This is a genomic window from Shigella sp. SIG3 (assembly GCF_053555855.1).
Genome location: NZ_JBQZXE010000048.1, coordinates 1 through 25430, shown reverse-complemented (window position 1 = coordinate 25430; position 25430 = coordinate 1). Strand labels below are relative to the sequence as shown.

At 50.9% G+C, this 25430-nt stretch carries 37 protein-coding genes and 3 pseudogenes; 7 read left to right on the top strand and 33 right to left on the bottom strand.

Annotated features, from left to right (window positions below; translation table 11 throughout):
• The 22 genes and pseudogenes from ACUU1I_RS10905 to ACUU1I_RS10800 all read right to left on the bottom strand — a co-directional run.
• The coding region (locus tag ACUU1I_RS10905) for a phage tail tape measure protein (RefSeq protein WP_449144837.1) at positions 1–1643 on the bottom strand (1643 nt) is incomplete at its 3' end.
• A gap of 141 nt (positions 1644–1784) precedes the next feature.
• Entirely contained in the window at positions 1785–2054 is a 270-nt protein-coding gene (locus ACUU1I_RS10900; RefSeq protein ID WP_000661054.1) for a phage tail assembly protein, read from the bottom strand.
• Complete coding sequence (locus ACUU1I_RS10895; protein WP_000090996.1) at positions 2054–2410, bottom strand: phage tail tube protein; 357 nt, start codon at positions 2408–2410, stop codon at positions 2054–2056. Before ACUU1I_RS10895 ends, ACUU1I_RS10900 begins: the two co-directional genes overlap by 1 nt.
• Positions 2410–3903, bottom strand: coding sequence for a phage tail sheath subtilisin-like domain-containing protein (locus ACUU1I_RS10890; RefSeq protein WP_000200356.1), 1494 nt, complete (start codon positions 3901–3903; stop codon positions 2410–2412). The genes ACUU1I_RS10895 and ACUU1I_RS10890 overlap by 1 nt, the downstream gene beginning before the upstream one ends.
• Positions 3890–4057 (bottom strand): DUF2635 domain-containing protein, encoded by a 168-nt coding sequence (locus ACUU1I_RS10885; protein ID WP_000497749.1) that lies wholly within the window; start codon positions 4055–4057, stop codon positions 3890–3892. Before ACUU1I_RS10885 ends, ACUU1I_RS10890 begins: the two co-directional genes overlap by 14 nt.
• Positions 4058–4065: 8 nt before the next feature.
• On the bottom strand, positions 4066–4626 hold the full coding sequence (locus ACUU1I_RS10880; RefSeq protein ID WP_000779295.1) for a phage tail terminator protein: 561 nt from the start codon (positions 4624–4626) through the stop codon (positions 4066–4068).
• On the bottom strand, positions 4623–5129 hold the full coding sequence (locus ACUU1I_RS10875; protein WP_000213502.1) for a hypothetical protein: 507 nt from the start codon (positions 5127–5129) through the stop codon (positions 4623–4625). The genes ACUU1I_RS10880 and ACUU1I_RS10875 overlap by 4 nt, the downstream gene beginning before the upstream one ends.
• Entirely contained in the window at positions 5104–5514 is a 411-nt protein-coding gene (locus ACUU1I_RS10870; RefSeq protein ID WP_000702384.1) for a phage head closure protein, read from the bottom strand. The genes ACUU1I_RS10875 and ACUU1I_RS10870 overlap by 26 nt, the downstream gene beginning before the upstream one ends.
• Complete coding sequence (locus ACUU1I_RS10865) at positions 5511–5834, bottom strand: head-tail connector protein (RefSeq protein ID WP_000927711.1); 324 nt, start codon at positions 5832–5834, stop codon at positions 5511–5513. Before ACUU1I_RS10865 ends, ACUU1I_RS10870 begins: the two co-directional genes overlap by 4 nt.
• Before the next feature lie 2 nt (positions 5835–5836).
• On the bottom strand, positions 5837–6037 hold the full coding sequence (locus ACUU1I_RS10860; RefSeq protein WP_000601365.1) for a hypothetical protein: 201 nt from the start codon (positions 6035–6037) through the stop codon (positions 5837–5839).
• A 49-nt stretch (positions 6038–6086) separates the two neighbouring features.
• Entirely contained in the window at positions 6087–7292 is a 1206-nt protein-coding gene (locus ACUU1I_RS10855) for a phage major capsid protein (RefSeq protein ID WP_000257496.1), read from the bottom strand.
• A 14-nt stretch (positions 7293–7306) separates the two neighbouring features.
• Positions 7307–7957 carry an HK97 family phage prohead protease gene (locus tag ACUU1I_RS10850; protein ID WP_005066319.1) on the bottom strand — a complete coding sequence of 217 codons (651 nt, stop codon included), beginning with the start codon at positions 7955–7957 and terminating at the stop codon, positions 7307–7309.
• Positions 7935–9176, bottom strand: coding sequence for a phage portal protein (locus ACUU1I_RS10845; protein ID WP_000466264.1), 1242 nt, complete (start codon positions 9174–9176; stop codon positions 7935–7937). The genes ACUU1I_RS10850 and ACUU1I_RS10845 overlap by 23 nt, the downstream gene beginning before the upstream one ends.
• Positions 9176–9358 (bottom strand): protein YmfR, encoded by a 183-nt coding sequence (ymfR, locus tag ACUU1I_RS10840; RefSeq protein WP_000605606.1) that lies wholly within the window; start codon positions 9356–9358, stop codon positions 9176–9178. Before ymfR ends, ACUU1I_RS10845 begins: the two co-directional genes overlap by 1 nt.
• A gap of 11 nt (positions 9359–9369) precedes the next feature.
• Positions 9370–11103, bottom strand: a pseudogene (locus ACUU1I_RS10835) (terminase large subunit).
• Entirely contained in the window at positions 11100–11594 is a 495-nt protein-coding gene (locus ACUU1I_RS10830; protein WP_000929184.1) for a phage terminase small subunit P27 family, read from the bottom strand. Before ACUU1I_RS10830 ends, ACUU1I_RS10835 begins: the two are co-directional and overlap by 4 nt.
• 125 nt (positions 11595–11719) lie before the next feature.
• Entirely contained in the window at positions 11720–12070 is a 351-nt protein-coding gene (locus ACUU1I_RS10825; protein ID WP_001135102.1) for an HNH endonuclease, read from the bottom strand.
• Between the two features lie 50 nt (positions 12071–12120).
• Positions 12121–12675 (bottom strand): hypothetical protein, encoded by a 555-nt coding sequence (locus ACUU1I_RS10820; RefSeq protein ID WP_001005133.1) that lies wholly within the window; start codon positions 12673–12675, stop codon positions 12121–12123.
• 77 nt (positions 12676–12752) lie between these two features.
• On the bottom strand, positions 12753–12944 hold the full coding sequence (lysC, locus tag ACUU1I_RS10815; protein ID WP_419180840.1) for an Rz1-like lysis system protein LysC: 192 nt from the start codon (positions 12942–12944) through the stop codon (positions 12753–12755).
• Positions 12916–13308, bottom strand: coding sequence for a DUF2570 family protein (locus ACUU1I_RS10810; protein ID WP_005066308.1), 393 nt, complete (start codon positions 13306–13308; stop codon positions 12916–12918). Before ACUU1I_RS10810 ends, lysC begins: the two co-directional genes overlap by 29 nt.
• The gene (locus ACUU1I_RS10805; RefSeq protein ID WP_001197761.1) at positions 13292–13768 is read right to left on the bottom strand and encodes a glycoside hydrolase family 24 protein; all 477 of its coding nucleotides are present in this window, start codon (positions 13766–13768) and stop codon (positions 13292–13294) included. The genes ACUU1I_RS10810 and ACUU1I_RS10805 overlap by 17 nt, the downstream gene beginning before the upstream one ends.
• Before the next feature lie 3 nt (positions 13769–13771).
• Positions 13772–14098, bottom strand: coding sequence for a phage holin, lambda family (locus tag ACUU1I_RS10800; protein ID WP_449144836.1), 327 nt, complete (start codon positions 14096–14098; stop codon positions 13772–13774).
• A gap of 296 nt (positions 14099–14394) precedes the next feature.
• On the opposite strand from ACUU1I_RS10800, the gene ACUU1I_RS10795 reads away from it, so the two are divergent.
• Positions 14395–15726: a KAP family NTPase gene (locus ACUU1I_RS10795; protein ID WP_000887616.1), complete on the top strand. Its 1332-nt coding sequence runs from the start codon at positions 14395–14397 to the stop codon at positions 15724–15726.
• Between the two features lie 28 nt (positions 15727–15754).
• On the opposite strand, the gene ACUU1I_RS10790 is transcribed toward ACUU1I_RS10795, so the two are convergent.
• The 11 genes from ACUU1I_RS10790 to ACUU1I_RS10740 form a co-directional block, all read right to left on the bottom strand.
• The gene (locus ACUU1I_RS10790) at positions 15755–16123 is read right to left on the bottom strand and encodes an antiterminator Q family protein (RefSeq protein WP_085948622.1); all 369 of its coding nucleotides are present in this window, start codon (positions 16121–16123) and stop codon (positions 15755–15757) included.
• A 14-nt stretch (positions 16124–16137) separates the two neighbouring features.
• Positions 16138–17127: a DUF968 domain-containing protein gene (locus tag ACUU1I_RS10785; RefSeq protein WP_001360050.1), complete on the bottom strand. Its 990-nt coding sequence runs from the start codon at positions 17125–17127 to the stop codon at positions 16138–16140.
• Positions 17128–17134: 7 nt separating this feature from the next.
• The gene (locus tag ACUU1I_RS10780; protein ID WP_001061418.1) at positions 17135–17932 is read right to left on the bottom strand and encodes a KilA-N domain-containing protein; all 798 of its coding nucleotides are present in this window, start codon (positions 17930–17932) and stop codon (positions 17135–17137) included.
• A gap of 19 nt (positions 17933–17951) precedes the next feature.
• The gene (locus tag ACUU1I_RS10775) at positions 17952–18341 is read right to left on the bottom strand and encodes a RusA family crossover junction endodeoxyribonuclease (protein WP_000767108.1); all 390 of its coding nucleotides are present in this window, start codon (positions 18339–18341) and stop codon (positions 17952–17954) included.
• Positions 18338–18664 carry a LexA family protein gene (locus ACUU1I_RS10770; protein WP_000210155.1) on the bottom strand — a complete coding sequence of 109 codons (327 nt, stop codon included), beginning with the start codon at positions 18662–18664 and terminating at the stop codon, positions 18338–18340. The genes ACUU1I_RS10775 and ACUU1I_RS10770 overlap by 4 nt, the downstream gene beginning before the upstream one ends.
• Positions 18661–19314, bottom strand: coding sequence for a phage N-6-adenine-methyltransferase (locus ACUU1I_RS10765; protein ID WP_005066305.1), 654 nt, complete (start codon positions 19312–19314; stop codon positions 18661–18663). The genes ACUU1I_RS10770 and ACUU1I_RS10765 overlap by 4 nt, the downstream gene beginning before the upstream one ends.
• The gene (locus ACUU1I_RS10760; RefSeq protein WP_094110461.1) at positions 19314–19808 is read right to left on the bottom strand and encodes a PerC family transcriptional regulator; all 495 of its coding nucleotides are present in this window, start codon (positions 19806–19808) and stop codon (positions 19314–19316) included. The genes ACUU1I_RS10765 and ACUU1I_RS10760 overlap by 1 nt, the downstream gene beginning before the upstream one ends.
• Entirely contained in the window at positions 19805–20746 is a 942-nt protein-coding gene (locus tag ACUU1I_RS10755; RefSeq protein ID WP_000104967.1) for a helix-turn-helix domain-containing protein, read from the bottom strand. Before ACUU1I_RS10755 ends, ACUU1I_RS10760 begins: the two co-directional genes overlap by 4 nt.
• Positions 20736–20915 carry a DUF4222 domain-containing protein gene (locus ACUU1I_RS10750; protein WP_005066300.1) on the bottom strand — a complete coding sequence of 60 codons (180 nt, stop codon included), beginning with the start codon at positions 20913–20915 and terminating at the stop codon, positions 20736–20738. Before ACUU1I_RS10750 ends, ACUU1I_RS10755 begins: the two co-directional genes overlap by 11 nt.
• Positions 20916–21090: 175 nt before the next feature.
• On the bottom strand, positions 21091–21642 hold the full coding sequence (gene ymfL / locus ACUU1I_RS10745; protein ID WP_000515831.1) for a protein YmfL: 552 nt from the start codon (positions 21640–21642) through the stop codon (positions 21091–21093).
• A gap of 43 nt (positions 21643–21685) precedes the next feature.
• Positions 21686–21886: a YdaS family helix-turn-helix protein gene (locus tag ACUU1I_RS10740; protein ID WP_000649477.1), complete on the bottom strand. Its 201-nt coding sequence runs from the start codon at positions 21884–21886 to the stop codon at positions 21686–21688.
• Between the two features lie 90 nt (positions 21887–21976).
• On the opposite strand from ACUU1I_RS10740, the gene ACUU1I_RS10735 reads away from it, so the two are divergent.
• The 6 genes and pseudogenes from ACUU1I_RS10735 to yfdR form a co-directional block, all read left to right on the top strand.
• On the top strand, positions 21977–22651 hold the full coding sequence (locus ACUU1I_RS10735) for a LexA family protein (RefSeq protein WP_000848748.1): 675 nt from the start codon (positions 21977–21979) through the stop codon (positions 22649–22651).
• A 193-nt stretch (positions 22652–22844) separates the two neighbouring features.
• Complete coding sequence (locus ACUU1I_RS10730) at positions 22845–23120, top strand: hypothetical protein (protein WP_021563905.1); 276 nt, start codon at positions 22845–22847, stop codon at positions 23118–23120.
• A gap of 275 nt (positions 23121–23395) precedes the next feature.
• A pseudogene (locus ACUU1I_RS10725) lies at positions 23396–23706 on the top strand (hypothetical protein).
• A 14-nt stretch (positions 23707–23720) separates the two neighbouring features.
• The gene (yfdP, locus tag ACUU1I_RS10720; RefSeq protein WP_000135680.1) at positions 23721–24083 is read left to right on the top strand and encodes a protein YfdP; all 363 of its coding nucleotides are present in this window, start codon (positions 23721–23723) and stop codon (positions 24081–24083) included.
• Positions 24084–24148: 65 nt separating this feature from the next.
• Entirely contained in the window at positions 24149–24973 is an 825-nt protein-coding gene (locus ACUU1I_RS10715; RefSeq protein ID WP_000081294.1) for a YfdQ family protein, read from the top strand.
• A 127-nt stretch (positions 24974–25100) separates the two neighbouring features.
• A pseudogene (gene yfdR, locus ACUU1I_RS10710) lies at positions 25101–25430 on the top strand (5'-deoxynucleotidase); the annotation flags it as partial.

The following is a 25430-nucleotide window of genomic DNA, read 5'->3' as shown; positions in this document are numbered from 1 at the left end:
AGATCCACCGCCGGATAAGGTATGTATCCCCGCGCCGGTATTCCCGTCCCATAAGCATCATAAGCACCCGCGCCCCACTGCGCCGAGTTAATGGCATCGACCGTGTCACCTGAACTGTCGGTAAACCACTCAATAATTGGCTTCAGCTTATCCCACATATCCTGAAACCACTTAACAACCGGTCCCCAGTTATTGATCACCATCCCCAGCGGCGACCAGGCAAAAACCTTCTTCAGAAGTTCCCAGCCAGCCTCAAAATAAGGACTAATGGTTTCCCAGAGTTTCTTAAAATAAGGTCCGACAACATCCCAGTTAGTGATAATTAATCCCGCAGCCAGGGCAATCGCCGTCGCAATCATGCCAATCGGCGTCATCGACATGATCCTGCTGACGATACTGATGGCACTGCCCACGCCCATCAATCCCAGTTTCAGAATCGCAAGACCGGCAGCAAGCCCGACGACGCCGCGAATAACCCGGGGATTTTCATCCGCAAACTTCGTGAATTTCTCCCCCAACTCCCCCAGCCATTGCGTGATATTTTTGGCGTCACCAGAAAATGCGCCGCCAATAGCCGCAAGGCCGTTAGTTGCGGTCCCCGTCATTGCCTCCCACAGGTTGGACAGCGTACCAAGCTGGGCCTGAACACGTTTATTCAGGCTGGCCTGTTTATTCATCTTCTGCTGGATCTGATCGTAGCCATCCTTTCCTTTATCGATTAGTGCATTGACCACCTGAAGGGTTTCGGCATCATCACCAAATATTGCCTTAAGTACACCTGTTCGCTTAACGTCGGTCAGTTTTCGCAGCTTTGCCAGTTGCCTGAACATGTTATCAAGACCGCCAAAACTTCCTTTGCCGTCAGTAAAATCGAGCTGTACCCCGAGTTTCTGGCGGGCCATGATTTTATTGACGTCCCTGATTTTCTTAACGCTTAATCCGGACTGGATAACTTTTCGCAGGGCATTACCTGCCGACTCCCCGTTCATCCCCATCTGATCCATCATGACGCTGATGGGGGCAAGGCTCTGTGCAGCCTGAAGACCGTCCTTGTTCACCATCTTCAGAACAGAACTGGTTTTAGTGAAGAAGGACAACATGTTGGTATCGTCAACGCCCAGATAAAACGCCTTCTGGATAGTGTCGAACAGCCCCATCATGTCTTCTGACGCCGTTCCGGTAGCATCCTGCATCTTTGCAGCAAACTCAGCAGCCGCTTCCGGTGTTTTTTTCAGTTGTACCGCAAGATAAGCTGTCGCTTTACCCACACCGCCAAGAATATTTTCTGCCGGGATCCCCTGACGCACCAGCATCTGCATCATGTTCTGGAAATCAGCCGTTGTACCGGGTAGCTGGTTACCCAGGCCAATAGCCAGTTTATTGATGTCCTGAAAGCTCTTTCCAACCTCGCCATTCGCATCCATCATGGCGACTTTCAGCCCGGTGGCGGCGTTTTCCTGATCGGCATAAGATTTCAGGGAAAGCGTCAGACCCGCTGCCAGTCCGCCACCAAGCGCCAGCCCACCCTGTGACGCTTCTTCCGCCTGGCGTTTAAATCCCCGGATTTTCTTTTGCATTTTCGACAGCGCGGGAGAAAGCCTGTCGACACCGGTGATCAACGCCTTAAGCTCAAATTCAGCCATGTGTGCGTTTCTCCTGCTCTATCCTGTTTGCCTGACTGACCAGCAAGGGAATTTCACTGATCGGCATATTCAGCAATTCGAAGGGATTAATGCGCCAGTAGCTGGCGCAATCAAAGAAGCGATCAGTAAGGTATTCAGCCGTCAGGCCTGGAGGAAAAAACCAGCCACAAGCCACGCCGCTGCATTCAGGTCTGCCGGAGACATCTGGTCGACAGAGCTTTGCGGCACTTTCGCCAGCCGCACAATATATTTCGATACCACATGCGCCAGAAGTCTGACGGACTCATCCTGATTCATCTGGTAGGGATACCCCAGCTCGCGGACATCTTTCCCGGTGGGCTCATCAAACTCCAGTACGGAGAGTGTCTCGCCATGAGCGGTAATCGGTTTCTTTAACTCAAGCTCTTTCATTACTGGTAATCCCCTTCTTCACCGTGGAACTCAAGATCGACCGTGCCTTCTTCGGCATTATGGTTCGCTTCGCCGTGCAGCCAGGCAGACGACAGTACATAGACCTGACCGTTCGCCAGCTCGGCAGTGATGGTCATCTCATCAGACGAGGTGATTTTGCTCGCCGGAAAATTCTTCGGCACCTTGAAGGTCCCTTTGACATAAGGCGCACGGTGAGTTTCCTTGCGGTCCACTGAACCGTCCAGGCCGATGATGTCATCATTGACCGTCCTGTTCATGGGCACCTCAATGCCGCCGGTCAGCGATAGCTGTTGACCGTCAATTTTGAAATAACAGGTTCCCCCGATACGGGCCATTATGCAGACTCCTCTGAATACTGAAGACGGAACTGGTTAACCACGGCAAAGACACGCAACTGGTTAACATAGTCAGGCGGGAACAGCGTGTTCAGGCGGTTCGGATCGCTGGCATCACGCTCCACAACCAGGTACTGCTTAAACAGTTCGTAGTTTTCCACGATCCCCGCACGCTCAAGCTGACGGTAGGTTGCCAGCAGTTCCCCTTTGATCACCGCCGGTGTGACAATCGCCTGACCGGGACCAAAGCGGGTACCGTCGCTGGCAAGCTTGTGACGCCCGTACTTACTGGTAATGACGGATTTCAGTTTGCGCAGCACATACGCGCTGGTATGCAGCGTCTCGCTGTCGAGGTAGCTGTTATCCGCAACACCGTAAGCGTTTTTCCTGTACGTGGTGACATCACGCTGAATGCGCAGCACCCCGCTTTCGACATACGCCGTTGCCACGCCATGAGACAGCAGGGTCTGTTGTTCGGTCATCGTGAACCGTTTCCCCTTCGGCGCAGGCAGCATACCCACCAGCTCACCGGTCTGCGTGGGACGTGCCGGATCGTTGCGAATAAACACCGCTGCGCGGGCGGTACGGCTTGCCGCCAGCTCGTCGGCAGGCGTCTGGGTCTCTTTTTCGTATCCCGCCAGGGTAATGTGCTGCTGGTTAAACTGGTCACCTGCGGTCACCAGTTCTGACAGCGTGCCGATCTTTGCCGTATACACATGACCATACAGCTGACGCGCATAGCTCCAGCGACCGCTGGTATCGTTCATCTCGGTCACCAGCGTGTTAACGGAGGCCGTGTCGTTGAACGGCAGGCCGATATAATCAAACGGCTCATCCGCCATTGCAGCCACCGCGCCGGTGAGAACCGGAGCACCCGTTCCGGCGGTACCCGTCGCCACGGCAATCTGTACGCCCGCTGGCAGCACTTCGCCCCCACCAAAGCCGTAGTAATTGAGGCTGACAGGAATTTCATTCCCGCAAAGCCCCTTATGACGCGCGGTCAGTGTGACCACGCCTGCCGAAGATGAAGCCGTAAACGGCAGGGCCGGAACGGCATTGATGGCATCCTGGATACTGCTGGCAATCGTCGTGACGTTATCGCCGTTGGTCACCGGAGCCTGCACGCGGGTACGTCCCACATAGACATTCACCGTGCCGCTTTCGGTTGCTTCCCCGGTCACCGTCAGCGTAACCGTTGCCGCCGCGCCTGTGGCTTCTGGAACGGCAATCACATACAGCTCACCAAACGGGTCGGTCTGGCGATAAGCCTCGACCATACGCGCCAGCTGACTTCCCGCACCACAAATCTGGCGTGCATAGTCTGCCGATGGCATCAGCACCAGACTGTTGGCAACAATCTCTGCACCGTTATTGGCATGACCAATCAGCAGCGATGCTCCGCTGTCCTGTGCAGTATTCGCCGCCGAGTTATCCATTTCCGCATAAAAAATCGGAACCAGCGTATTTGACGGAATGGTGTTAAAGCTCGTCATCGGTATTCACCTTTTCATTCACGCGCCGGATATCACCCGCTGCTTCACGGCGCAGCCAGTAGTTGTTCTCATCAACATTTCGCCCCTCGGCGGGCAAAAGGTCTCCGCGGGCAGGGTCAGGAACTGACCGCCCTTTAACAGGTTTCACAAACATGAAGATTCTCAGGAAGGAAGGGTTATTTCGGTGTGATGTTCGATATCGCCGTCAGGCCCGTTACCGGGCTCTAGATAATCAACATCAATCGCCAGCGTTCGCAGTTCATCCAGACTGTTCAGGTCATCCTGCTGGCGGGTATCGTCTTCGGTCAACTCGCTGATGACCGAAAAATCGAACTGATAAATCAGCTCATGACGATTCAGATCCAGCAGCGTGCCGCCGTCATAGGTAATCGGGTTACCGCACGCTTCCGGGTTCCAGCCCAGCAGGGCCTTAAAGAGCATTTGCCGGACATCGTCCACCACATCATACGAGGCAAACTGACCGCGCTCATCACGCCCGTTACTCAGTATGACAACCACGGAGAAGCCCTCTTTCAGCTCCTGCCAGTAGTCGGTCTGGCTTTTGTTTTCTCCCGGAGAGTCATCACCCGGTACCACATACGCCGCCGGGAGTCTCAGCTTTCCGACCTCCGGCAGATTTTTGAACTGTGCCGCGCCTGCCACCCGGTTTTCAAAATACGGGCAGCGGGCACGCAGCGCAGCAATAACAGGCGTCAGTTTCATCTGTGTCGTCGCTCCGGCTTCAGTGATTTACGCAATTCCCGCGCCAGAAAATAGCGTGTCCAGCTGCGGTTCTTTTCAAGCGTTTCCACCATAAAGTTATTACGTGGAGCCAGTCGCCAGCCGCTGCCACCGGATGCACCACGATGATGGCTGCGACGACGCTTTGCCCCTCGCCTCACGCCATAGAACAAAAAAGCCGGATAAAAATCACCGGTGATACGGCGGTTTCCCTCTCCATTACGCTGGTTAGGGGCTATACGTGCCATAAAACCAGGGCGATGTTTACTGGCTCTGGGTACCATGTAACCAATCGAACGAGCCAGGCGTCCGGTCTGATAACCGGGGTTTTCACCCGGTGCCGACCGCGCACGGCGCATCACCAGCCGACGGGCATCACGCATATGACGCTGACCAATCGTGACAAACGCCCGCCGGACACGGGCGCGGTTAAAGCGCATCTCCGCGGGCTGCTGAAAATCAACGTGCAAAAAGGAAGTCGTCATTGTTGCCTCCGTGACTCTGCCCACATTCGCCCAGTTCCGTACACTCCAGCAGCAGAAAGCGCCGCGCCCCGTTCAGATCGCGCTGACGTTTCACCCGGTACACACTGTCACCGCAGACCACCTCATAATCAGCGGTAATCCCCCGGCGGTAACGAATGGTGATGTAATGGGTGATGGCGTCCCCGGTCTGCGCGGTTTCCTGCCAGGTGGTGGCACTGGTCTGGATAACCTTCGCCCATGTCCGGAACGTAATCAGGTATTGAGGCTCCACGCCAAAGTTATCCGCGGGCATATCCACCCGCAGGCGGATCAGGACGCGTTTATTCAGTTCACCGGGGTCCGGCAGAATGTAGGTTGCGCTGGTCTGCGCCTGACGAATTTTCATTGCGGAAAGTACCTGTACGGGCCGACAAGCCAGCCAAAACTCTGCGGCATGTCAAGTTTCTCCACTTCCGTAACCGACGAGCGGTTTTCGTAAAAATGGCTGATAAGCATCAGCATCCCCAGACGAATATCATCCGGCAGGTGCAGCCCGTCCGGATCGCTGTCCGGAATGGTTTCATCCGGTGCATAGAGCTTCCGGTTCAGATACGTTTCCGTCCGCTTTTGTGCCGCACAGGCCAGCAGTTGCAGATGGCGGTCATCAGCATCGAAATCCTCATCCAGCCGGAGTTGGGCTTTAATCTCTTCCATTGTCAGAAGCATACTCAGCCCTCTTTACTGGTCGTGGCTTTTTTCTCTTTTGTCGCTTTACTGCTTTTTGCACTGGTTCCGCGCTCTGCTAACCCGGCCTGAAGTGCAATCTCCTGCACCCGGGCAGGAAGCGCCCCGTCGTCATACTCACCGGCCCGAATGACCTCAACACGCATACCGTCCGGTGACCATTTCAGATCTTGTTTCAGGATCATGATTCTTCACCCGTCAGAACAGGGGGCGCGGTTCCGCGCCCCTGAGTGATTACGCCGCTGCAATCTTCAGCAGTTTGATGGCCTGCGAATCGACCAGCATCCCGCCGGTGCGCTTGGTGGTATAAAAACCGACAAACGGTTTATTGGTGTACGGGTCACGCAGAATGCGGGTGCCGATACGGTCAACGATGGTGTAACCCCGTTTGAAGTTACCAAATGCAATGGCTTTCGCATCAGCGGCGATATCCGGCATCTGTTCGTTTTCAGCGATACCGTAACCCGCCAGAGAGGACGGCTGCCCCAGTTCCAGCCCCGGACGCCACAGATAGTTACCCTCGCTGTCTTTAAGCAGACGGATGGCAAACAGGCTGTTGTTGTTCATCATGAACTTCGCGCCGGTGCGGTGTGCCTTACGCAGCGTGTAAATCAGTTTGATAATGGCGTCTGCGGTCACCGCCGTCGCTTCGCCGGATACAATATGCTGAAGTTTGCCGAACGCCCGGACCTTATCGGTTTCATCAGTGGATTCATACGCCAGGAACCCTTTCGGCTTCTTGGTACCATCGCCGGTGGTAAAGGCAATTTCTTCCTGTTCGGCAAATTCGGTTGCCAGCTCGCTGTTGATCCAGGCCTCCACGTTGAAGAAGGCATCGTCCAGCATTTTCTGGGTGGCCTGCGGGTTGCCGTAGATTTCCCCCATGAGAGGTTCAATCAGCTCCAGTCTGGAGGTGGCAGTCTGGGATCGCGTATCCGTTTCCCCCACCCATCCGGAAGCCGTGCCGCCCAGATTCACCAGTTTTTTGTAGTCGGAACCGCCAACGGTGATCACCGTGGCTTCCTGGCGCATCACCACTTCATCTTTCAGCAGGGTGAGAATGTTGCGATCCAGCGCTTCCGGCACGGCATAGCCACCGTCTTCATCGGTGCCCACCTGCAATGCCTTACGCTCCAGATCGCGCAGACCATCTTCACGGCCTTTACGCAAAAAGCCCACAAACGCTTCTTTATGCTCGGTGGCCAGTTTATTTTGCGCGCCACCTGCCGGACGTTTCAGCTCAAGCAGCTCTTTTTCAAGATCGCTTTTGAGATTTTCCAGCTCGCTGAGTTTCCCGTTCAGGGTTTCCACCTGCCCGGCAAGCTTGCCTTTTTCCTGCTCAATCGCATCCACGCGCTTGTCGTTCTTTGCTTTGAAGTCGTCAAACTTCTGCTGCAGCTCCTGCGCGACCTGTTCGACATCTTTAATATCTACCGCCATCGTATTTCTCCTGATTAGAAGTTCAGATTTTTCAGTGCATTCAGTGCAGAGCCCACATCCTCAGCGTCGCGCAGGGACAGTGCGATATAGCCCCCGGCCATGAATGCTTTGGCTTGGGTACGGGAGAGTCCGACATCACGCAGGACTCTTTCGATTTTTTTCTGTTCGGGGATTTCCCCGCGGGCCAGCGCGTTCTTGACGTCGCTGATCCGCGCCTCGTCGTTAGACGGAAACGTCACCAGACTGACTTCCCAGAGGTCGATTTCTTTCAGCAGAAAGGCTTCTTTCGTCCGGTCGTATTCCCAGTCCTTCAGGACGTACCCAATAGAAAGGCCGGTTAACGAACCGGCCTTCATGTGTGCATGTGCGCGTTTTGCCAGGGGATCATCATCAATGAGCAACCGCCCCCTGACGTAAAGCCCGACATCGTCTTCCTTCATTTCGGTGTAAACACCGATGGGCTCATCCATGCGGTGCTGCCAGAGCAGCGCAGGTAACGCTTTTCTGTCACTCCACGCCCGCAGGGAAGCGGCAAATGCCCCGGACATCACCACATCATCGTGGCTGTCCTTTACACCAAAGACGGAGCCATACCCTTCAAACTCACCGGAGTCACTGACAGATTTCAGACTCAGCGGTACATCAAGACGTTGTTTCGTCTGCATTGGCGTTATCCTTCTGCTTACCGGCTTTACTGCCATCGGAGGGTTTCGTGGTCATGTTCATCGGTGTGAGATAGACATCACCACCGGGACGCGGATTCATATCTTCCAGGTCGCGGCAGTCATTGGGAGAGTAAATTCCCCAGTTAATCCCGGTGGCGTAGGCTTCAAAACGGGACTTCATATCCCCGCGCAGTAACGCCCCGGCGTTAAATTTGGCGTAATAAACGCCCTGCTTACTTTTTCGTACCAGTCCGGTGTTGATCCGCTGTTCGATGCGGGTCAGATACGGCACCAGTGAATAGTTGATAAATCCCAGCCCCAGCTCTTCAATATTGTTGAAAGTGGCGCGATCGGTGTTCTGCACCATGTGCAACGGCACCCGGAACAGACGACAGATTTCTTCAAGCTGAAACTTGCGGGTTTCCAGGAACTGGCTGTCCTCGGCGTTCAGCGCCATCGACTTCCAGTCCAGCCCCATCTCAAGGATCATCGGGCGGTGAGCATTGCCAAGCCCGGTGTGACGCTCCTCAAAATCTTTCTTCAGGCGCTCGTAAGCCTGATCTGACAGCGTCTGCTCTGTACGCAACACACCCGACGTCACCGCGCCATTGCTGAACAGTCTGGCCCCGTGCTCTTCGGTCGCTGCCGCCAGCGATATTGCCTCGCGGGCATAGGCGATGGGATTCAGCCCCACCAGTCCGTCCAGCGTCAGCGTGCGCACATGCCAGATATCCTCCTGGCTCAGTACATCCGCGGAGCCATCCGGGAATGTGACCTGATAGACCGGCTCCCAGCTACTGTTAAGCTTCGGTACCACACAGCTGGGATCGACGGGCAGCAGTTCAGCCACTTCGCCAAATGCTTTCACTTTGTAGGCGTAAAAGTTTCCCCGCAGGCACAGACAGGTGACCACCAGCTCCCAGAACTCCTGCGGCGTCATATAGCCATTGGGATGCGTGGAGATCAGCTTATGCAGACGTTCGCCAGTGGCTCTCTGCTTCAGGCTGCCGTTCAGGTGATACAGGTTGCAGGGCAACATCCCGACCGACTCCGCCAGCACCCTGACACAGGAAAAAACCGCCGTCAGTCGCATGGCCCGCTGGCTGCTGATCTGCTTTCCGGTATAGGTGTCGTAGGACAACCCGATATCATCCGCCAGCTCTGCTGGCGTGGTCACCGGTGCGTCACTTTTTCGTTGAAATAATCCCGAAAAGAACACTATTTACCTCCGCCGACAGACGACTGTGTACGGTCGAGATATCGCGCCACCAGCCACGACCAGAACAGGCACAACGCCCCGGCAACAACAAACCCCGCCGGGGGATAAATCAGCCAGGCACCATACGCCAGCAAAAGCGCCCCCAGCACGCCCACCAGAGGCGCGAGAATCAGCATGATCATAATTACCTCAGTTAAAGCGAGCGGATCCCATAGGACTCAATGTGGTCAGACAGCGTGTCTTCTTTCTCGTACAGCATGGCTCTGCCAACCGCCATAATCAGCGCAACTGCACCGTCAATTTTGTTTTCCGCCTGCTCTTTGACGGGCTTCACCACATCATCGTTACCCGGAATGGTTTTGCCGACCACGTTGCCGATACACTAGGTCATGATGGGATTGCCATCATGATGAAAGCGCCCCGATTCAATTGCCGCTTCCAGCTCTTTCATCGGGTCGGACATGTTGGTGTAGTTCTGAATGATAGTGATGGGGTTCAGGTCTTCATCAGCAAGGTCATGTGACAACCCGGTCGCCCCGAAGGGGTCGATGGGTGACTCACTGACCGGACTGATTTTGTTCGCCGCTTTGGCCTCCTCGAGGATGTAGCGATAATCCACCTCCGCACCATCGGTAACGGTCAGAACGCCCATTTCCACCCATTTCTGAAAGCGTTCGGCTGTCCGTCGATCTTCATTTTTCTCGACGCTGTACACCGTGTCATACGGTACCCAGAAACGCGGGGCCACACTGTAGTAATGCGTTTTACCGTCAATCTCGCGGGTATAAAGTCGCGCCATGCTGTTCATATCCAGCTTACGCGCCAGGTCAAAGGCCAGAATGCACGGCTGCCCCTCGAACTGCTCAAGGGTCAGTGATTTATCCTCGCAGCTCTGCCAGCTCACCAGGTTGAAATACGCCGAACGCGCCGACACCCAGATATTGAGGTGTTTTGTTTTAAAGACGTTTGCCAGACGGGCGTTATTTTTCGCACGCTGCTGCTGACTTAACAAAAATTCGCGATAAACCGACACGCCAATATTTGGATTGGCTTTTTCCAGCACCTGCGGGTCGGTCCAGTCGTCACCTTCATCAACGGTATAGATAATCCCGAACAGTTCATCGTTGGGTACCGAACCGTTGAGCATCTCGATGACTTCCCGCCGTTTGTCGTAGCACGGCCCCTCAATGTTGTACCCGGCGGTAGTGATAGCCCACATCAGTGGCTGACGTCGCGCCCCCATCCCGGTAAGCATCGTGGTGTAAAGCGCATCTGTGGCGTGCTCGTGATATTCATCCACCACCGCACAGTGGGGTGATGAACCATCACCGGGGTTACCAATCAGCGGTTCAAACCGCGCCCCATCCTCCGGACGGTTCATGTTTGAGGCGTTAACCTCAATCCCGAACGCTTCCGTCAGCATGGGTGTGCGTTTACACATCAGTCGCGCCGGGCGAAAGACTTCCCACGTCTGTTTCTCTGTCGTGGCACCGGAATACACTTCCGCGCCAAACTCGTTATCACAGGCAAAACAATACAGGGCAACACCGGCAGAGATTGCCGATTTGCCGTTCTTACGGGGGATTTCGGTATACACCTCCCGGAAGCGGCGCAGCCGGGACCCTTTATTGACCCAGCCAAACGCACAGCAGATCACAAAGAGCTGCCACGGCTCCAGCGTGATGGGCATCCTCTTGAATGCCCACTCCCCCTTGGTGTGTGGCAACAGCTGAATAAATTTCGCGGCCCGTTCAGCCAGCTCCTTGTCGAAGCGGTAACGAAACGACTTACTTTTTTCCGCCATCAGGTCATCAAGATGGCGCTGGCAGGCCTGAATCACAAACTGGCAGGCCACAATCTTTCCGCGCACGACATCACGGGCATACTGATTGGCAGCATTTACGTTGGGGTAAGATTTCCGGCTCATGACTCGATGATTTTCAGAAACGGGTTAGTGGCTTTCTTCTGCCCCGCCAGGCCAATCAGACGCTGGCGGCTACTGGGGTCGAGTCCGAGCATTGCCCCCGTGCTGCTCATCTCGGACTCCTGTTCTTTTTTGGCGGTCAGCTCCGGATTTTTGACCATACCGCCCATTGCACCGGTGATGGTGTTGCCCTGTCTGGCAATATTTTTCACGGCACGCCGCCAGAACTCATAGGCCACACACCACCGCTCAAGCACCGCAAGGTCAGTCACGCACAGCAGGCCCTGACCGCAGAGTTCTTTGGTTGTCAGTTGCCACATGATCGTGGCGAGAGGAAGCTCTTCTTCAGCGAACCACTCCGGTGGCTCAACACCTTTGATGGGCGTAAAAACAGGTTCATCTTTGTTCAGGGCTCGCTTGCCGGGGTTTCCGGCCAGCGCCTTGCGCGCCGTTGGCTTAGGGCGACGCCCGGAACGCCCCGCCGTTCCAGCCATATGCGGCACTCCTGGTTAAATTTCATTTTTCGCGGGTATAAAAAAACGATGGGGCGGGCAGTCCGGAAGACGTCAGGTCACAGAGATTTGACCCGCCCCTCCCCTCAGACAGTTGAGAATTATGATCACTTTAGCCGTTCACGGGCCGTCTTCTCCTTATGGCACGGCCAGCACAGGCTCTGCAGATTGCTGTCGGCATCTGTGCCGCCATGCGCTTTAGGGATGATGTGGTCAACAGTTTTCGCCTCACGCACCACACCAGCACGCAGACATAGCTGACACAGGCCTTTGTCACGCTTCAGGACACGCACGCGGATAACATCCCACTTCGAACCATAACCGCGCTGATGACGAGATTGTCCTGGCTTGTATTGCTTCCAGCCTTCGCTTTTATGGCTTTCGCAGTAGCCTGACGGGTCCGTGGTTGTAGAGCGGCAGCCGCGAACACGGCAGGCTTTTGGGATTCTAGGGGGCATATAAAAAATTTATAATAAGTAAAATAATAAAGAAAAATACTCAAAGGCAATTATCTTGACTCAAATACAAATCTAGAAGAGATGAGCTTATCAAGCATTTTCATAAGTAAATCCTTACTCTCACCACCATTTATATATTTATTAAAGTTAGACTCGAACTCATGCCAAACTTTTTCTAACTCAGTATTATCAAATAAGTGCTCTGTCGCAAACCATGAAGACTGGCAACAATCGAAAATACTCAAAAGTTCATCAAATCTTTTAACATTCTCTTCTCCCAACTCAATTTGCTGACTAATAAGATCTACATCTTTAAATAGCCATTTCGCAATAACTTGCTCTCGTTCATCATTGAGTTTCTCGGGGTCAATATTGACAGGCATAAATAATAGAGCTGTCTTTAATTTCTTTAATGCATTCCTAAAATCTATTTTTACTTTTGTTTTCTCTTGTTCCCGCCACGTAAACAATGCCTTGAACGCCAAAACCAAAGTAACAATAGTAGCTCCAGCACTCACCCAAGATGCAATCATTGCCCAACAAGCCCACTCAGCAGCAGCACGGTTTGCTACAAGTGTCTCATATGCAATATAATTTTCGTTCATTTTTACCTCACTGTTAATAGTGAGAGTATTGTAACTAAATGCATAATAACTAGAACAGTCAAATAATAATATTTCACCTAATGAATATTATTATTCAAATGCAGATTGTACTTTTGCTCTCCTAACCTACGAAGATCAGACTTATCACGGTTACATAGCCCCAGTGCTGATAGCAGACTTACATTCAAACTAAGACTATCCCCATAAGTCAGAGGATTGGGTATAACTGGCTGTGGAGTTTCAGCGAGCAGGTTCGTCGGTAACGGCATCGTTGGAACCTGCACGTATACTGTCCGCGTACTTCCGCAACCGGTCAGCAGCGACATCAGGCACAGGGCGTGAAGCACAATCATCATCCGCAACAGCCACTTTGATATCTTCCCGGGCTCTCTGTGACTCCAGTGCGATCTGCTGTTTTGCATGCTGGTTAGCCTCCAGAACTGTATTGACGATTTGTAGTGATTGCAGGACGTTATTGGTAATGGCAGTTGCTGATTCAGCATTTCGTACAGCCTCATCAGCACGTTTCTTTTCGTACTGATATTTGCTGTAGTAGTGGTTGGCCGACCAGATGAAAGAACCAATGACAGTAACGAAGAAACCAACGATAAGCAGCTTATAGCTCAGCTTCATTTACCACCCCACCAGCCTCTTTAAACCGGGCAATCAAATCACCGATTTTATGTTCATACTGACCATAACCTGCACCGGGTAACGACGCCCAGATATTGCTGCAACGGTCGATAGCCTGACGAATATCACCGCGATCAATCATCGGTAAAGCGCCACGCTCTTTAATCTGTTGCAGTGCCACAGCATCCTGGCTTTTGGGGGAGAAGTCTTTCAGAGCAAGCTGCTTACGGTAGGCATCCCACCAGCGTGAAAGAAGCTGATAACGTCCGGCGGCTGTTGATTTGAGTTTGGGGTTTAGCGTGACAAGTTTGCGAGGGTGATCAGAGTAATCAGTAAACAGTTCGCCGCCAACAATAACATCATAACCGTGATTACGTGTCGGTTGTCGCCCGTTATCCGTTCCTTCTGACCATGCCACCATATCGAGGAAAGCTTTACGCTGGGAATTTAGTACCTGCATAAATTACTCCTTAGAGCCACCAAACTTATTACCGATTACTCTCATTGCAGCCCCACGAATAGCATCGACCCCGATTAGCCCAACGCCGCCACCAATGGCAACAGAAAGAGATTTAGGCCATCCGACATACTCAAGAGCGGATGCAAAAGTCAGCGTCAGAGCACCACAGAGCAAAATCTCGAGCGTTTTTCGTTTCCAGCCCCCACCACCGCCAAAATATGCAATGCGCAAGCCAGCCATAACAATCGACATAATCACTGCGCCCAGCGGTGTGTCTCCACGCCACCAGCTCTGGAGCAACTCCAACCAGGTATTTGGGTTATGAGGCATTTGTAGTTATCTCTCACCTCGCTGATACAGCAGGTGCAAATTGAGGGAACATCATGTACCGCAAATCAGAAGCGGAAACGTCAAAGAGCCGAACCAATGGATAACTGCGGGATAGGCCAGGCCCAACGAATCCCCAGCAACAAAAACGACAAAACCCGCTCGACGGCGGGTTTAAGCTGTGTGGCGAAGTAACCACTCTTAACAGATTACAAGAATTTTTGCGGACCGCGTTAATGATTTTTAATCCCAAAGTCGTATTATTCGTTTTTTACTGTAGGAGTTAATAGGTTTATATTATGTTAGATACACTATCTTTCACTGAACGTGACGAGTTCCAACGCAGAAACATCGCTGAAAATATCATCAAGTTGCTAAAACCAGAGGCAGACATTTCACCACTGGTAATAGACGGCGCATGGGGAACAGGGAAAACAGAATTTAGTATCAAACTGAAAAATCTCATTATTGAGCAAGAAACTGAATCTAAAGTTGTTTATATTGATGCCTTTAAAGGGGATCATGCAGAATCTCCATTACTTCTCATAACCTCTGCAATTGCCAGCATTTTACCTGAGGAAGAAAAACAACACTTCATTAAGAGATCTCTTCCTGCAATTCGCTTTGGTTTAAAAACGGTACTAAAAGCTGGTGCAGGTTGGTTTTTACGACAGGAGGCTAGTGAAGTTTCCGAAGAATTCCAAGATGCGATGAAGAAAGCAAGCAATGCAGCAATAGATGGGACTATTGAAAATTTGCTTGAAGACCATATGGAATCAGAGAAAAACATAAATTCACTTAAATCTTGCATCGAAAGCATTTCAGAAAGTCAAAAGATAGTAATTATAATTGATGAATTAGACCGATGTAAGCCGAGTTTTTCAACAAATGTCATTGAAACAATAAAACACATTTTTGACATCAATAATGTCTTTTTTATTTTAGTTACAAACACAGAACAATTAAAAGCATCGATAAATCATATTTATGGTTATAGTATTAACTCACAAAAGTATCTTGACAAGTTTATAAAATATACCATCACGCTTCCAGACACATGTTTAATAAATGGTCACGTCGTATGTAAAACATCTGTTATATATTGGAATTACCTTGTAGACAAGACAAAATCATTAAATGAAATTAATAGGTTATCTGGTAGATTTATCCGTGATTTAATTCAACGAACCAACTTATCCTTACGTGAAACACAAACTTTTTCACGCAATCTTAACATTTTTCAACTATTAAACGACGATGAGTACAAAAGCAGTGATCCTTTAATAAATAAGATCTTTGTCGTAGCTGTCTTCATACATTGCTTTGGTGACAAGGAAAAACTAAAACAAGAAATTACCGCAGAATCTATATCTCATTTAGCAGATCTGCTTAACATAAAAGAAATACCTTATTCTTATGAGAGAAGATCGCAAATTCCTGAAATATCTATTGTATTCTTCGGAATAATTAAAGACAGTATTACTCTTAATGAGCGATTTGCCCCTAAAAGTGATGAAGAACTTAAAAAATTCACCACTGTTTATACTGATTATGAACACCTAAATTTTTGGAGTACTACACCCAGAGAGTTATTGATAAAATATATTAATCAAATGTCATTCATCCAGTAAATAATACGCCCCTGCATGGGGCGTATTATTAAACGTCCAAATCTAATGTTAGATCTAGCATGGAAAGGCAGCCATCAATAAATCCTTCGGCTAGCTGTATTTCTATACGTATCAATTTCTCATCCTTTCCACGCGCCTTTGCAATCTTACGCTTGGATATTCTGTATAAATAATGTGCCACAAGAAGCGAATGCTCATAAGGTCTTTTTTGCTTTAGACGAGCAAGACAACCTTCAATAATTAATGCATCACTATCCGAACAAGCCAAGCGTTTCTTGCTGGTATAGGGAAGAAGTCCCTTAAACCCAGCAGCTATAGGTGAATAGTCAACGCCTGAACTATCACTCGCCGCCCATGCTCCCCAACGCTCAAGAACCATCTGAATATCACGCATCAACTTTCTCCACCAAATCAGGCCAGCACGCCAATTGCCAGCGCACGATCGATAAAACGAAATATCAGCTCCAGCTGGGAGCCATACTTCTCTTCAAATGCCACGGTATCCGCATGCAGCTCGTCGTGATGCTTTCTGCACAAAGGCAACACAAAGAGGTCATGCGCTTTTGTACCCATTCCCCCCTGACCGTGGCCTATCAGGTGGTGGGGATCATCAGCGGGCTTTCCACAACATGCACACGGCTGTGTCTTAACCCAGCGCGTGTACTTCTCATTAACCCAGCGGCGACGTTTTGGGCGTAACATAAAAGACTCCGGCGACTCCGGATCCACTTTCAGCGCCAGCACCTTTTTTGCCTTATCTTGGATGATGCTGGTGGCAGGAACCGAAGGCACAAGGTCACTTTCCCGGGTGACAGACGGCACAACAGGCTTTGGTAATCTCAGTGCCTTACGGGCTGCACTTTCCGGTAAGGCATCCGCCAGGTCATTACGAATCAGCCACCAGCACAGTTCCGGCATTGTCACAACGTGACTATCATCAAAACCGAGATCCCGACGCACAACAGACAACACCCAGCGGGCACAGTTATCCGTTGCCATTGATTCCAGCCGTTCCGTGAACTGATCGCGCAGCTGGTTATCACAGTGCCAGCACAGACGGATTGCGCCCGGAGCGTGTCGCATTGTGGTCATGTTCTCGCTGTGCCAGTCGGAATGAGGCCACTGGCAGCCTTTTTCACGAAGTAGCCAGCTTTCAAGACATTCCACGCCACCAGCACGACGGATCACTGCCTCATTGCGGAACACGGCCCGAACAGCAGGATCATCCGCCAGCGGTTGTGATGCCGCGGGAACGGCACCACTGGCGAAAGATGAATAACGTTCCGGCTCAGGCTCCAGCAGTACACGCCCCTGCATAAACAGGGGCATCAGCTCTGAACCTGGTCTGAACAATACGATCCCCATACGCGGGGCAATTTCAGGGGTCAGTAGTGCTCTCACGGTCACCTCAATGAACGGTATCGAGCAGCTTTAACAGCTCAGGGAATCGGGATTCGAAGAAATGCGGCTGCGTCTCGCGCGGATTTGCAGGACTGGTAATGTTCTTGCCGAACATGCAGCCTTTCGCCGTCAGCGACCAGAATTTTTTGATGTTGTTAATCGCGGTACGGCTGTATCGTTCGCGTTGTTCAACGATCCCCAGCTTCGCCATCTGGTGATATGCCTGATTAGCTGTCAGGCGGATACCATACTGTTTCAGCAGTGCACTCAGCGACAGCGTAGGGCGACTTGAGCCATCAGGCGCGTCAGCAGGAGCATCAATGGCATAGCGTGGTGCCAGATTCGGTAAGCCAACAGCCTCCTGGAGTTTCTGACAGGCCCCAAGCACAGATGAGTTAGACAGGTTTAACTCCCGCCGCATAAAGTCCAGCAGAATCACGCCAGCCTGCATCTTGTCAGCAGCCTGCCCGGATAATTTTTCCGGTGCGCTGGTTACCATATCGAAAGTACGGATCACCTTCAGATGGAATGACGGGCTGATCCACATTGCATAGGCATACACCAGTTCTTTGCAGACATACGTCCCCTGGTTATTTCCGCCACGACTAACGTTAACTGGCTCTATATTGACCGAGTTGCAAATCTGCAACTCGCTTATTAAACGTTCGGTTTGCTCATTGCGGAGCCAGAATGCAGGCTTATGCTTATCCTGAGAACCGGCAGCCCTGTGCAGATCGTTCAGGCTGTAACGCCCATAAGCATCACGACGAACTTCAATACCATCAATGACCATCAGATTATTCATACTTCGTTTCTCCTCTTAATCAGGCGGCTGCACCCGCCGTTTTCTCGTACTTATTGATAGTGATCTCGACCTTCCCTTCCGGGATAACCGGCCCCCACTCCACCAGCATTCTTTTCACCTGACTGTCGTCTTCCCACACACCCGCGTGGGTCAGGGCGTCAAACAGCGCCTTGTTATAGTTGTCCAGATCGCGGATCCGGTTATCCGGAGGAAACAACACGATCTCCACTGAAGCAGGTGCCGACGTTGGTTTCGGCAGACGACGTAACTGCTCAACTATTGCTGCGCACGCCGCGCTCTGGAATTTTCGCCCCGCCGCGCTTATCAGGCTCTTACCAGCAAACGCCCCTTTGTTGGGGTGTCGCCAGTACGTGTTCACGCTGGGCGGAAAAGGCAGGATCAGCTTCATACTTTCAGGTCCCTCTCATGTAACCAGTGGGTTGCACGCAGCCTTGCGTTTTCCTCACCGGCAAGCAGTGCGCGGATAATCCCGACCGCCTCGCTGTCGTCGTCCTTCACCGCGGTATGAAGCGTTATCCCCCGGGCCACGCCACGCTTTATCGTGATGACGCCTTTTTTCTCCAGTGCGCGAAGATGCTCCACCGCTGCATTCACCGAACGGTATCCCAGCATGGTTGCCACCTCCTGATTGGTTGGCGGGAAGCCACGTTCTTTCTGATAAGAAATCAGCATATCCAGCACCTGCTGCTGGCATTGAGTTAACGTCGTCATGCCGCCATCTCCCTGACCAGTTTTTCCGCCTGCTGGCGAACCTGCGCCAGAAACGCCTCACCACATGCCTCAAGTTCATCGCGCCCGATGTAGCTGATTGCCGGTCCCTTCCAGGTCTTGTCAAAAACAGCAATAGCACCAGCGAAAAAAGCTCCTGTCAGTACCTGCTTCTCGTCTTTCGGGATAAACCAGACAGGCAGTTCAAAACCAATACGCCCGCGAATAAAAGCAATATGATCTGCATCTTCCGGCCACCACACTTCGCTGGTGGCAGCTTTGATCAGGAAAACATAGCGCCCGCCCTTATCACGCATGGCACTGGCATGTTTCATGATGTAACGCATGCCGGTGATGTATTGCCCCTCATGCTGACTGGCGCGGCTGTATGGGGGATTACCAAAGGCAGCACCTTTAAGCTCCGCAAGACGTTCTGACCAGTCATGCGCCAGCGCGTTGTCTTCCGCCGTGTAATACGCGGCACATTTGGCGTTATCACCGTCAGTGAACAGATCCAGAACAAACGGGCCAAACAGGGTGTTAATTCCCCAGAAAATGTTGTCCGGCGTGCGCCACTGATCGCCCACTTCCTTCAGTTCATGGGCTGGTTTGTTCCGCAGTTCCACCAGCGCCTGGCAATATTTATTACTCATTAAGCCCCCACGTAATTCCCTGACAGATACCACTCTTCACCCGATGCAGCGCGCTTGCTGCTTTTCCGTAAGCACCGCTCACGACGCGCCAGAAAATTGTTTCGTTCTGGCTGGGAGTGGCTTTCACGGAATGCCGCCATCCACACGGTTGCAGCACGACGGTATAAGCCCCTGGACTCCAGTTCTTCCGCCTGGCGGGTCAGGCACAAAATCACACGGGGATCGTTAGTGCCGACATAGAAATTGCGCACAGGTCTGGTTTCACGAACTGGTTGTGGTTCCGGTTCCTGCGCTCTCTCAGTCAGGCGCGGGAAATGTCTGCGTGTATCTCCTTCACAACGGTGAGCCACACGCCCACTCTGACGTAACTTGCTTGCTGACTGCAGAACGCGCTGCCGTGAGTAACCGGCAAAAGCATCCGCAATATCTCCGGAAGTACAGCCCCGATGGGCTTCAATGAATTTCTGAACGTCATTCAAAAGACTCATGCTCACCCCCTGAATCCTGCCGGGATTTGGCTGTAGTCCACGTTGTCGTAACTAGCTTTGAAGTACGGGTCTTCGCGTTTTTCGGTGTACGTGCTGACGGACGGCGATAAGCGCAGGGAAAGCTCATCCCATTTTTCCCGCAGCTTCGACGGGCTGAGCACGTTACGGCACCAGAACGGATCGCGACTGACGCGGCTGTACATCTCGCAGATTTGTTTATGAGTACGACCATCCTGCACACACATCAGGCGAATTTCGTTTGCCCAGGCTGTCCAGTTCGGTTCTTTGGGACGAACCACCTCGCCGTCACATTCGGCGGCCTGCTCGTACAGGGCGATGATTTTTTTCCAGAGCCACTGTGCGCAGGTCAAATCATCCTGCGTTCCCCACTGGCGCTTTTTAGGGCTGAATACAACCGCATCAGGATGGCGAGTTAAAAACTCCTGTTCAGCCGTCTGCGTGTCCGGTTGCGAAGCGTCCGGACGAGAAGTTTTTTTATCTGACGGATCATGTTTTGATTTTACTGACGGATCCCCGCCAGATTCTGACGGGTGAAAACCCGCTTTTTTGCCAGATTTCGACGCATCAAATTTTGACGGGTCAGATTTTGATGCGTCAGATTTTGACGGGTCAGAATCTGACAGTTGAGAAAATGCCGCTGCCTGAAGCTTCGCAACGTTAAGCTGATAAACATTCGACGCATTGCGGTTACCCTGGCGACGCGCCTTACGCGTTAACCAGCCTTCTGCTTCCAGCCGTGCGATAGCCGTTCTGACGGTACTCATTCCCGCGCCAATCTGGCGGGCAATGGTTTCAATTGATGGCCAGCACACACCTTCGTCATTACTGAAATCAGCCAGGCGGGCCATAATTGCCACGCTGGATAATTTCATGCCTGATGCAGCGCAACCATCCCATACATAGCCGGTTAATTTAGTGCTCATGACCGACCTCTATTTCCCTGAATTTACGACGAAACTGTTCGAGCGGGCTGAAGCACTCATGCTCATAGCCTTCGCGGAGGTAGATAACACGTTGTGTTTCCGGCTCCCAACGAATGACTCTGACGGGCACTCCGTAGTGCTCTTTGAACCAGCGGTTAACTTGTCGCAAAGGACTGTCTCCTTCTGCCGGTTGAAATCACCCACAGCCCACTCTGCAAAGCTGTGGGTTACAATTTCCCTGTCACCTGGTACATTTACTGCATAGCAATACTCCACCTTCGCTTTTCCACCCGGTACAGGAAGCGCAATCAGTTGCGAGCGACGGTAGTGTGTTGTTAAACTGTTCATGCGTTAGTTTCTCCACAGTCACGACATGCCACGGCGCCCGGAGCTGCACACTCGCGGGCGTCACTACTTTCTGAAACGCAAAAGATTTTGTAGACCAGTGCTGCATGCTCCTGCAGCTTCGAAATTGAGAGGTACTGCTCATCGTTAATTGCTGTCTTCTCATGCGGTTCCACTACACCGTCTTCAATTGCTGAACGAATCTGTTTTGAATAACTGCCGATCTGTTCAATGACTTCCAGCAGGCGTTGGTTGATATCGGCGTTGTCCACATCCTCGACGTCAGGAAGAGACACAAAGACGCCATTTGCAGACTGCGCCACAGCATCAGCAATGAAGTGAGTGCCACCAGCACGCTGTAAAACCATTGCCCATCCCAGCGGGAAAATCTGATCGCCATCTGCACGAAGGCGGTTGAATAAAGCGTTTTCTGTTACATCGAGCCAGTCAGCCGCTTCAGCGTAACCACCCGGCAACGCCGCGATAGTTTTTCTGACAGCTTTCACGTACCACTCAGGCTGTTTTTCTATTTTCCAGTGATGCTTACCCACGGTTAGCCTCATCGTTCTGTGGTTAAAAATTGAAAGTGTTCTGCTAATCTTTCGGATAGATATCCGGTCTTAAGTCAGATTTCGTAATTGCACCTGACGTGCATTGCTCAAGTTTTTTAGCCAGCACAAAACTGGCTTTTTTATAGCCATTGAAAACCAGCCGTAAGTAGCCAGGTGTTGAGCCAACTTTTCCGGCCAACTCGCCCTGCTGTTCTTTGGTTAAAGAGTCCCAATACGCTTTCATACAATATGTACCTCCGGTGTACATGTTACATGATTGAAATGAACCTCCAAGACACTTGTACCTTAACGGTACAAGGGTTTTAATTTCGTTATGAAAACAATCCATGACATCCGGCGGTCTAACGCCAGAAAACTGAGAGATGGTGTTGGCGGGAATTCTTCCTTTGCCACTATGATTGATCGCGAGCCAACCCAGACCAGCAGGTTTATGGGAGATGGTGCTACTAAAAATATCGGTGACAGCATGGCACGACACATCGAAAAATGTTTCGACCTGCCTGTCGGATGGCTCGATCAAGAACACCAGACAACGAACATCACAAAAAAACCTGATGTTTCAATCACTAATAAACAAATCACATTAGTCCCTGTCATATCATGGGTACAGGCCGGAGCATGGAAAGAAGTTGGATATTCTGAGGTTGATTTGAGCACAGCAGAAACGTATCCCTGCCCTGTACCCTGTGGGGAAATGACTTATATCTTGCGGGTGATAGGTGATTCAATGATTGATGAGTACCGCCCGGGAGACATGATTTTTGTCGATCCTGAAGTACCTGCCTGCCACGGTGACGACGTTATTGCATTGATGCACGATACAGGCGAAACCACCTTCAAAAGGTTGATAGAAGATGGGACACAGCGTTATCTCAAAGCGTTAAACCCAAACTGGCCTGAGCCTTACATTAAGATCAACGGTAATTGCTCTATAATTGGTACAGTGATTTTCTCAGGAAAACCAAGAAGATACAAAATCAAAGCCTAATCAATGTTTATGAACCTGCTTCGGCAGGTTTTTTTATACTTGACAATGTACCCTTGGGATACATAATGTACCCAAGCGAAACAACGAACAGGCAGGACGCCCACGAAGTAGCCGCCTGGGGCATATGAAGTCCAGGATGATTCGTTGAGTCATGTTGTGCCACTAGGCACTCATGTTAAAGCAGGTGTATGAAATGAAAGTCCAGATTTTAAACAATAACTGTGAAGTCGTTTGGTCATACGACATAGCCGCCCCTGTAGATCAGAGCGGCGATAGCTGGACCAATGGGAAACATCAGATTATGGCTGGAGTTGTGTTCTCTTTACGCCGTGCTTTGGAACAGGCTGAAGTATTTCCATCAGACCCTGAATGGAAATGGCCTTTTTCTATTTGTCCAAATTCGGAGAGCACATTTCAGAAAATTGGTCAGAAAGTCGCACTCGAAGAGCATCAGCCAACTGTTTCCTGATTTTTTCAGGTAACTCGTCGGCATCGCAGAAACAACAACGCTCGATCATGTTGAAAGCCGATTCGTAGAACTGTTTCTGCTGAGTGTCGCTGAGACAGGAAAAGAGCGACGTTACGATGATTTTATTAATTGCATTATCAAGTTCTTTTTCATCAAAAGTCATTTGATTTTCCTTTTATGTATACGGGCTTAAAAGGATACCACCGAGCCTGAAGTGGTGAAAAGACAGGCACATAACAGCTAAGTATTTTCAACCAAAGAGAATCCTTAGAGTTGTGGTGAATGCGGCTCAGCGCACGCGGGTTAAGGTTGAGGCTGACAGTCGACCTTCTGTGGATACCCACCCGTCTGGTGTGCAACCTTCGCCAGGCACCGGGAGGCACCCGGCACCACAACTTTATGCTGTGTGTAGTCCTGGCGGTACCAGTTTGTACCCTTGCTTCCGGCTGGTACCGTCCTTTTTACAAAACAGAGAAGAGCATCACCGGACGACGGGCTCATAACCCAATCCATCCGGGCGGCTGCTACCGCAGGTGTTCTTCTCTGTTTTGTGGAGAAACTAATCGGCCTTGCAGGGTCGATATGATGAGGAGCAGCAAAATGGCTAGCGAACGCAGTACTGATGTGCAGGCATTTATCGGGGAGCTGGACGGCGGCGTATTTGAAACCAAAATCGGCGCAGTTCTCAGTGAAGTCGCTTCCGGTGTGATGAACACGAAAACCAAAGGTAAGGTCTCACTCAACCTGGAAATCGAACCATTTGATGAGAACCGTGTGAAAATCAAACACAAACTCTCATATGTTCGCCCGACTAACCGCGGGAAAATTTCCGAAGAAGACACCACCGAAACGCCGATGTATGTCAATCGCGGTGGTCGCCTGACTATTCTGCAGGAAGACCAGGGACAATTACTGACTCTTGCCGGTGAACCTGACGGAAAACTCCGCGCAGCAGGTCATTAATATCGTTCTTAATTAACTGATTATTTATCTCATCACTGAATATCTTTATATAGTTAGGACTTATTATGTCTCAGAACTTAGACGCAACCGCAATTAATCAAATCCATGCCCTTATTTCTGCTCAGGGTGTTAATGAAATTATCAGTAAGATTGGTGCCGATGCTGTGGCATTGCCTGAGAATTTCCGCATTCATGATCTGGAAAAATTTAATTTAAATCGCTTCCGTTTCCGTGGTGCGCTTTCCACTGCCAGCATCGATGACTTTACCCGTTATTCTAAAGATCTTGCAGATGAAGGCACCCGCTGCTTTATCGATGCTGATAATATGCGTGCCGTCAGTGTGCTTAACCTGGGTACTATTGATGAACCAGGTCACGCAGATAACACCGCCACTCTCAAACTGAAAAAGACAGCACCGTTCTCTGCTCTGTTGTCTGTTAATGGCGAGCGTAACTCCCAGAAATCACTGGCAGAATGGATTGAAGACTGGGCCGACTACCTTGTGGGCTTTGATGCTAATGGTGACACCATTCAGGCAACAAAAGCGGCTGCGGCGGTCCGTAAAATCACGATTGAAGCAAACCAGACCGCTGATTTTGAAGATAATGACTTCAGCGGCAAACGCTCCCTGATGGAGTCTGTCGAAGCGAAGACCAAAGACATTATGCCAGTGGCATTTGAATTTAAATGCATTCCGTTTGAAGGTCTGAAAGAACGTCCGTTTAAATTACGCCTCAGCATTATCACTGGCGATCGTCCGGTACTGGTTCTGCGCATTATTCAGCTGGAGGCGGTGCAGGAAGAAATGGCTAACGAATTTCGTGATCTGCTTGTTGAGAAATTCAAGGACAGCAAAGTAGAAACCTTTATTGGTACTTTCACCGCCTGATTTCATTACTGCAAATGCCCCTGCGGGGGCATTTATGGAAACGTAATTTACTCAATAATCGCCGGATGGTGAGGGATTCTTTTTACCAGAATTCAGCGCGGTGCAGCGCATATACGTGGAGAACAAAATGTCATTTATTAAAACTTTTTCCGGGAAGCATTTTTATTATGACAGGATAAATAAAGACGACATCGATATTAACGATATCGCGGTTTCCCTTTCAAATATCTGTCGCTTTGCCGGTCATCTTTCGCACTTCTACAGCGTCGCCCAACATGCGGTTCTTTGCAGCCAGCTGGTGCCGCAGGAATTTGCTTTTGAAGCGTTAATGCATGATGCAACAGAAGCGTATTGCCAGGACATTCCCGCACCACTGAAACGCCTTCTTCCTGACTATAAACAAATGGAAGAAAAAATAGACTCCGTAATCCGTGAGAAATACGGATTACCCCCAGTT

Excerpts from the sequence above, each read along its gene's own strand:
- ymfR (WP_000605606.1), bottom strand. The coding sequence starts at position 9,358 with ATGATCATGCTGATTCTCGCGCCTCTGGTGGGCGTGCTGGGGGCGCTT.
- ACUU1I_RS10795 (WP_000887616.1), top strand. The coding sequence starts at position 14,395 with ATGTTAGATACACTATCTTTCACTGAACGTGACGAGTTCCAACGCAGA.
- ACUU1I_RS10715 (WP_000081294.1), top strand. The coding sequence starts at position 24,149 with ATGTCTCAGAACTTAGACGCAACCGCAATTAATCAAATCCATGCCCTT.
- ACUU1I_RS10865 (WP_000927711.1), bottom strand. The coding sequence starts at position 5,834 with ATGCTTCTGACAATGGAAGAGATTAAAGCCCAACTCCGGCTGGATGAG.
- ACUU1I_RS10850 (WP_005066319.1), bottom strand. The coding sequence starts at position 7,957 with ATGCAGACGAAACAACGTCTTGATGTACCGCTGAGTCTGAAATCTGTC.
- ACUU1I_RS10875 (WP_000213502.1), bottom strand. The coding sequence starts at position 5,129 with ATGACGACTTCCTTTTTGCACGTTGATTTTCAGCAGCCCGCGGAGATG.
- ACUU1I_RS10820 (WP_001005133.1), bottom strand. The coding sequence starts at position 12,675 with ATGAACGAAAATTATATTGCATATGAGACACTTGTAGCAAACCGTGCT.
- ACUU1I_RS10770 (WP_000210155.1), bottom strand. The coding sequence starts at position 18,664 with ATGACGACGTTAACTCAATGCCAGCAGCAGGTGCTGGATATGCTGATT.
- ACUU1I_RS10805 (WP_001197761.1), bottom strand. The coding sequence starts at position 13,768 with ATGCAGGTACTAAATTCCCAGCGTAAAGCTTTCCTCGATATGGTGGCA.
- ACUU1I_RS10890 (WP_000200356.1), bottom strand. The coding sequence starts at position 3,903 with ATGACGAGCTTTAACACCATTCCGTCAAATACGCTGGTTCCGATTTTT.
- ACUU1I_RS10755 (WP_000104967.1), bottom strand. The coding sequence starts at position 20,746 with ATGAGCACTAAATTAACCGGCTATGTATGGGATGGTTGCGCTGCATCA.
- ACUU1I_RS10830 (WP_000929184.1), bottom strand. The coding sequence starts at position 11,594 with ATGGCTGGAACGGCGGGGCGTTCCGGGCGTCGCCCTAAGCCAACGGCG.
- ACUU1I_RS10780 (WP_001061418.1), bottom strand. The coding sequence starts at position 17,932 with ATGAATAATCTGATGGTCATTGATGGTATTGAAGTTCGTCGTGATGCT.
- ACUU1I_RS10895 (WP_000090996.1), bottom strand. The coding sequence starts at position 2,410 with ATGGCCCGTATCGGGGGAACCTGTTATTTCAAAATTGACGGTCAACAG.
- ACUU1I_RS10885 (WP_000497749.1), bottom strand. The coding sequence starts at position 4,057 with ATGTTTGTGAAACCTGTTAAAGGGCGGTCAGTTCCTGACCCTGCCCGC.
- lysC (WP_419180840.1), bottom strand. The coding sequence starts at position 12,944 with ATGCCGTTACCGACGAACCTGCTCGCTGAAACTCCACAGCCAGTTATA.
- ACUU1I_RS10765 (WP_005066305.1), bottom strand. The coding sequence starts at position 19,314 with ATGAGTAATAAATATTGCCAGGCGCTGGTGGAACTGCGGAACAAACCA.
- ACUU1I_RS10880 (WP_000779295.1), bottom strand. The coding sequence starts at position 4,626 with ATGAAACTGACGCCTGTTATTGCTGCGCTGCGTGCCCGCTGCCCGTAT.
- ACUU1I_RS10800 (WP_449144836.1), bottom strand. The coding sequence starts at position 14,098 with ATGCCTCATAACCCAAATACCTGGTTGGAGTTGCTCCAGAGCTGGTGG.
- ACUU1I_RS10740 (WP_000649477.1), bottom strand. The coding sequence starts at position 21,886 with ATGAAAGCGTATTGGGACTCTTTAACCAAAGAACAGCAGGGCGAGTTG.
- ACUU1I_RS10810 (WP_005066308.1), bottom strand. The coding sequence starts at position 13,308 with ATGAAGCTGAGCTATAAGCTGCTTATCGTTGGTTTCTTCGTTACTGTC.
- ACUU1I_RS10855 (WP_000257496.1), bottom strand. The coding sequence starts at position 7,292 with ATGGCGGTAGATATTAAAGATGTCGAACAGGTCGCGCAGGAGCTGCAG.
- ACUU1I_RS10775 (WP_000767108.1), bottom strand. The coding sequence starts at position 18,341 with ATGAAGCTGATCCTGCCTTTTCCGCCCAGCGTGAACACGTACTGGCGA.
- yfdP (WP_000135680.1), top strand. The coding sequence starts at position 23,721 with ATGGCTAGCGAACGCAGTACTGATGTGCAGGCATTTATCGGGGAGCTG.
- ACUU1I_RS10825 (WP_001135102.1), bottom strand. The coding sequence starts at position 12,070 with ATGCCCCCTAGAATCCCAAAAGCCTGCCGTGTTCGCGGCTGCCGCTCT.
- ACUU1I_RS10730 (WP_021563905.1), top strand. The coding sequence starts at position 22,845 with ATGAAAGTCCAGATTTTAAACAATAACTGTGAAGTCGTTTGGTCATAC.
- ACUU1I_RS10735 (WP_000848748.1), top strand. The coding sequence starts at position 21,977 with ATGAAAACAATCCATGACATCCGGCGGTCTAACGCCAGAAAACTGAGA.
- ACUU1I_RS10900 (WP_000661054.1), bottom strand. The coding sequence starts at position 2,054 with ATGAAAGAGCTTGAGTTAAAGAAACCGATTACCGCTCATGGCGAGACA.
- ACUU1I_RS10870 (WP_000702384.1), bottom strand. The coding sequence starts at position 5,514 with ATGAAAATTCGTCAGGCGCAGACCAGCGCAACCTACATTCTGCCGGAC.
- ACUU1I_RS10860 (WP_000601365.1), bottom strand. The coding sequence starts at position 6,037 with ATGATCCTGAAACAAGATCTGAAATGGTCACCGGACGGTATGCGTGTT.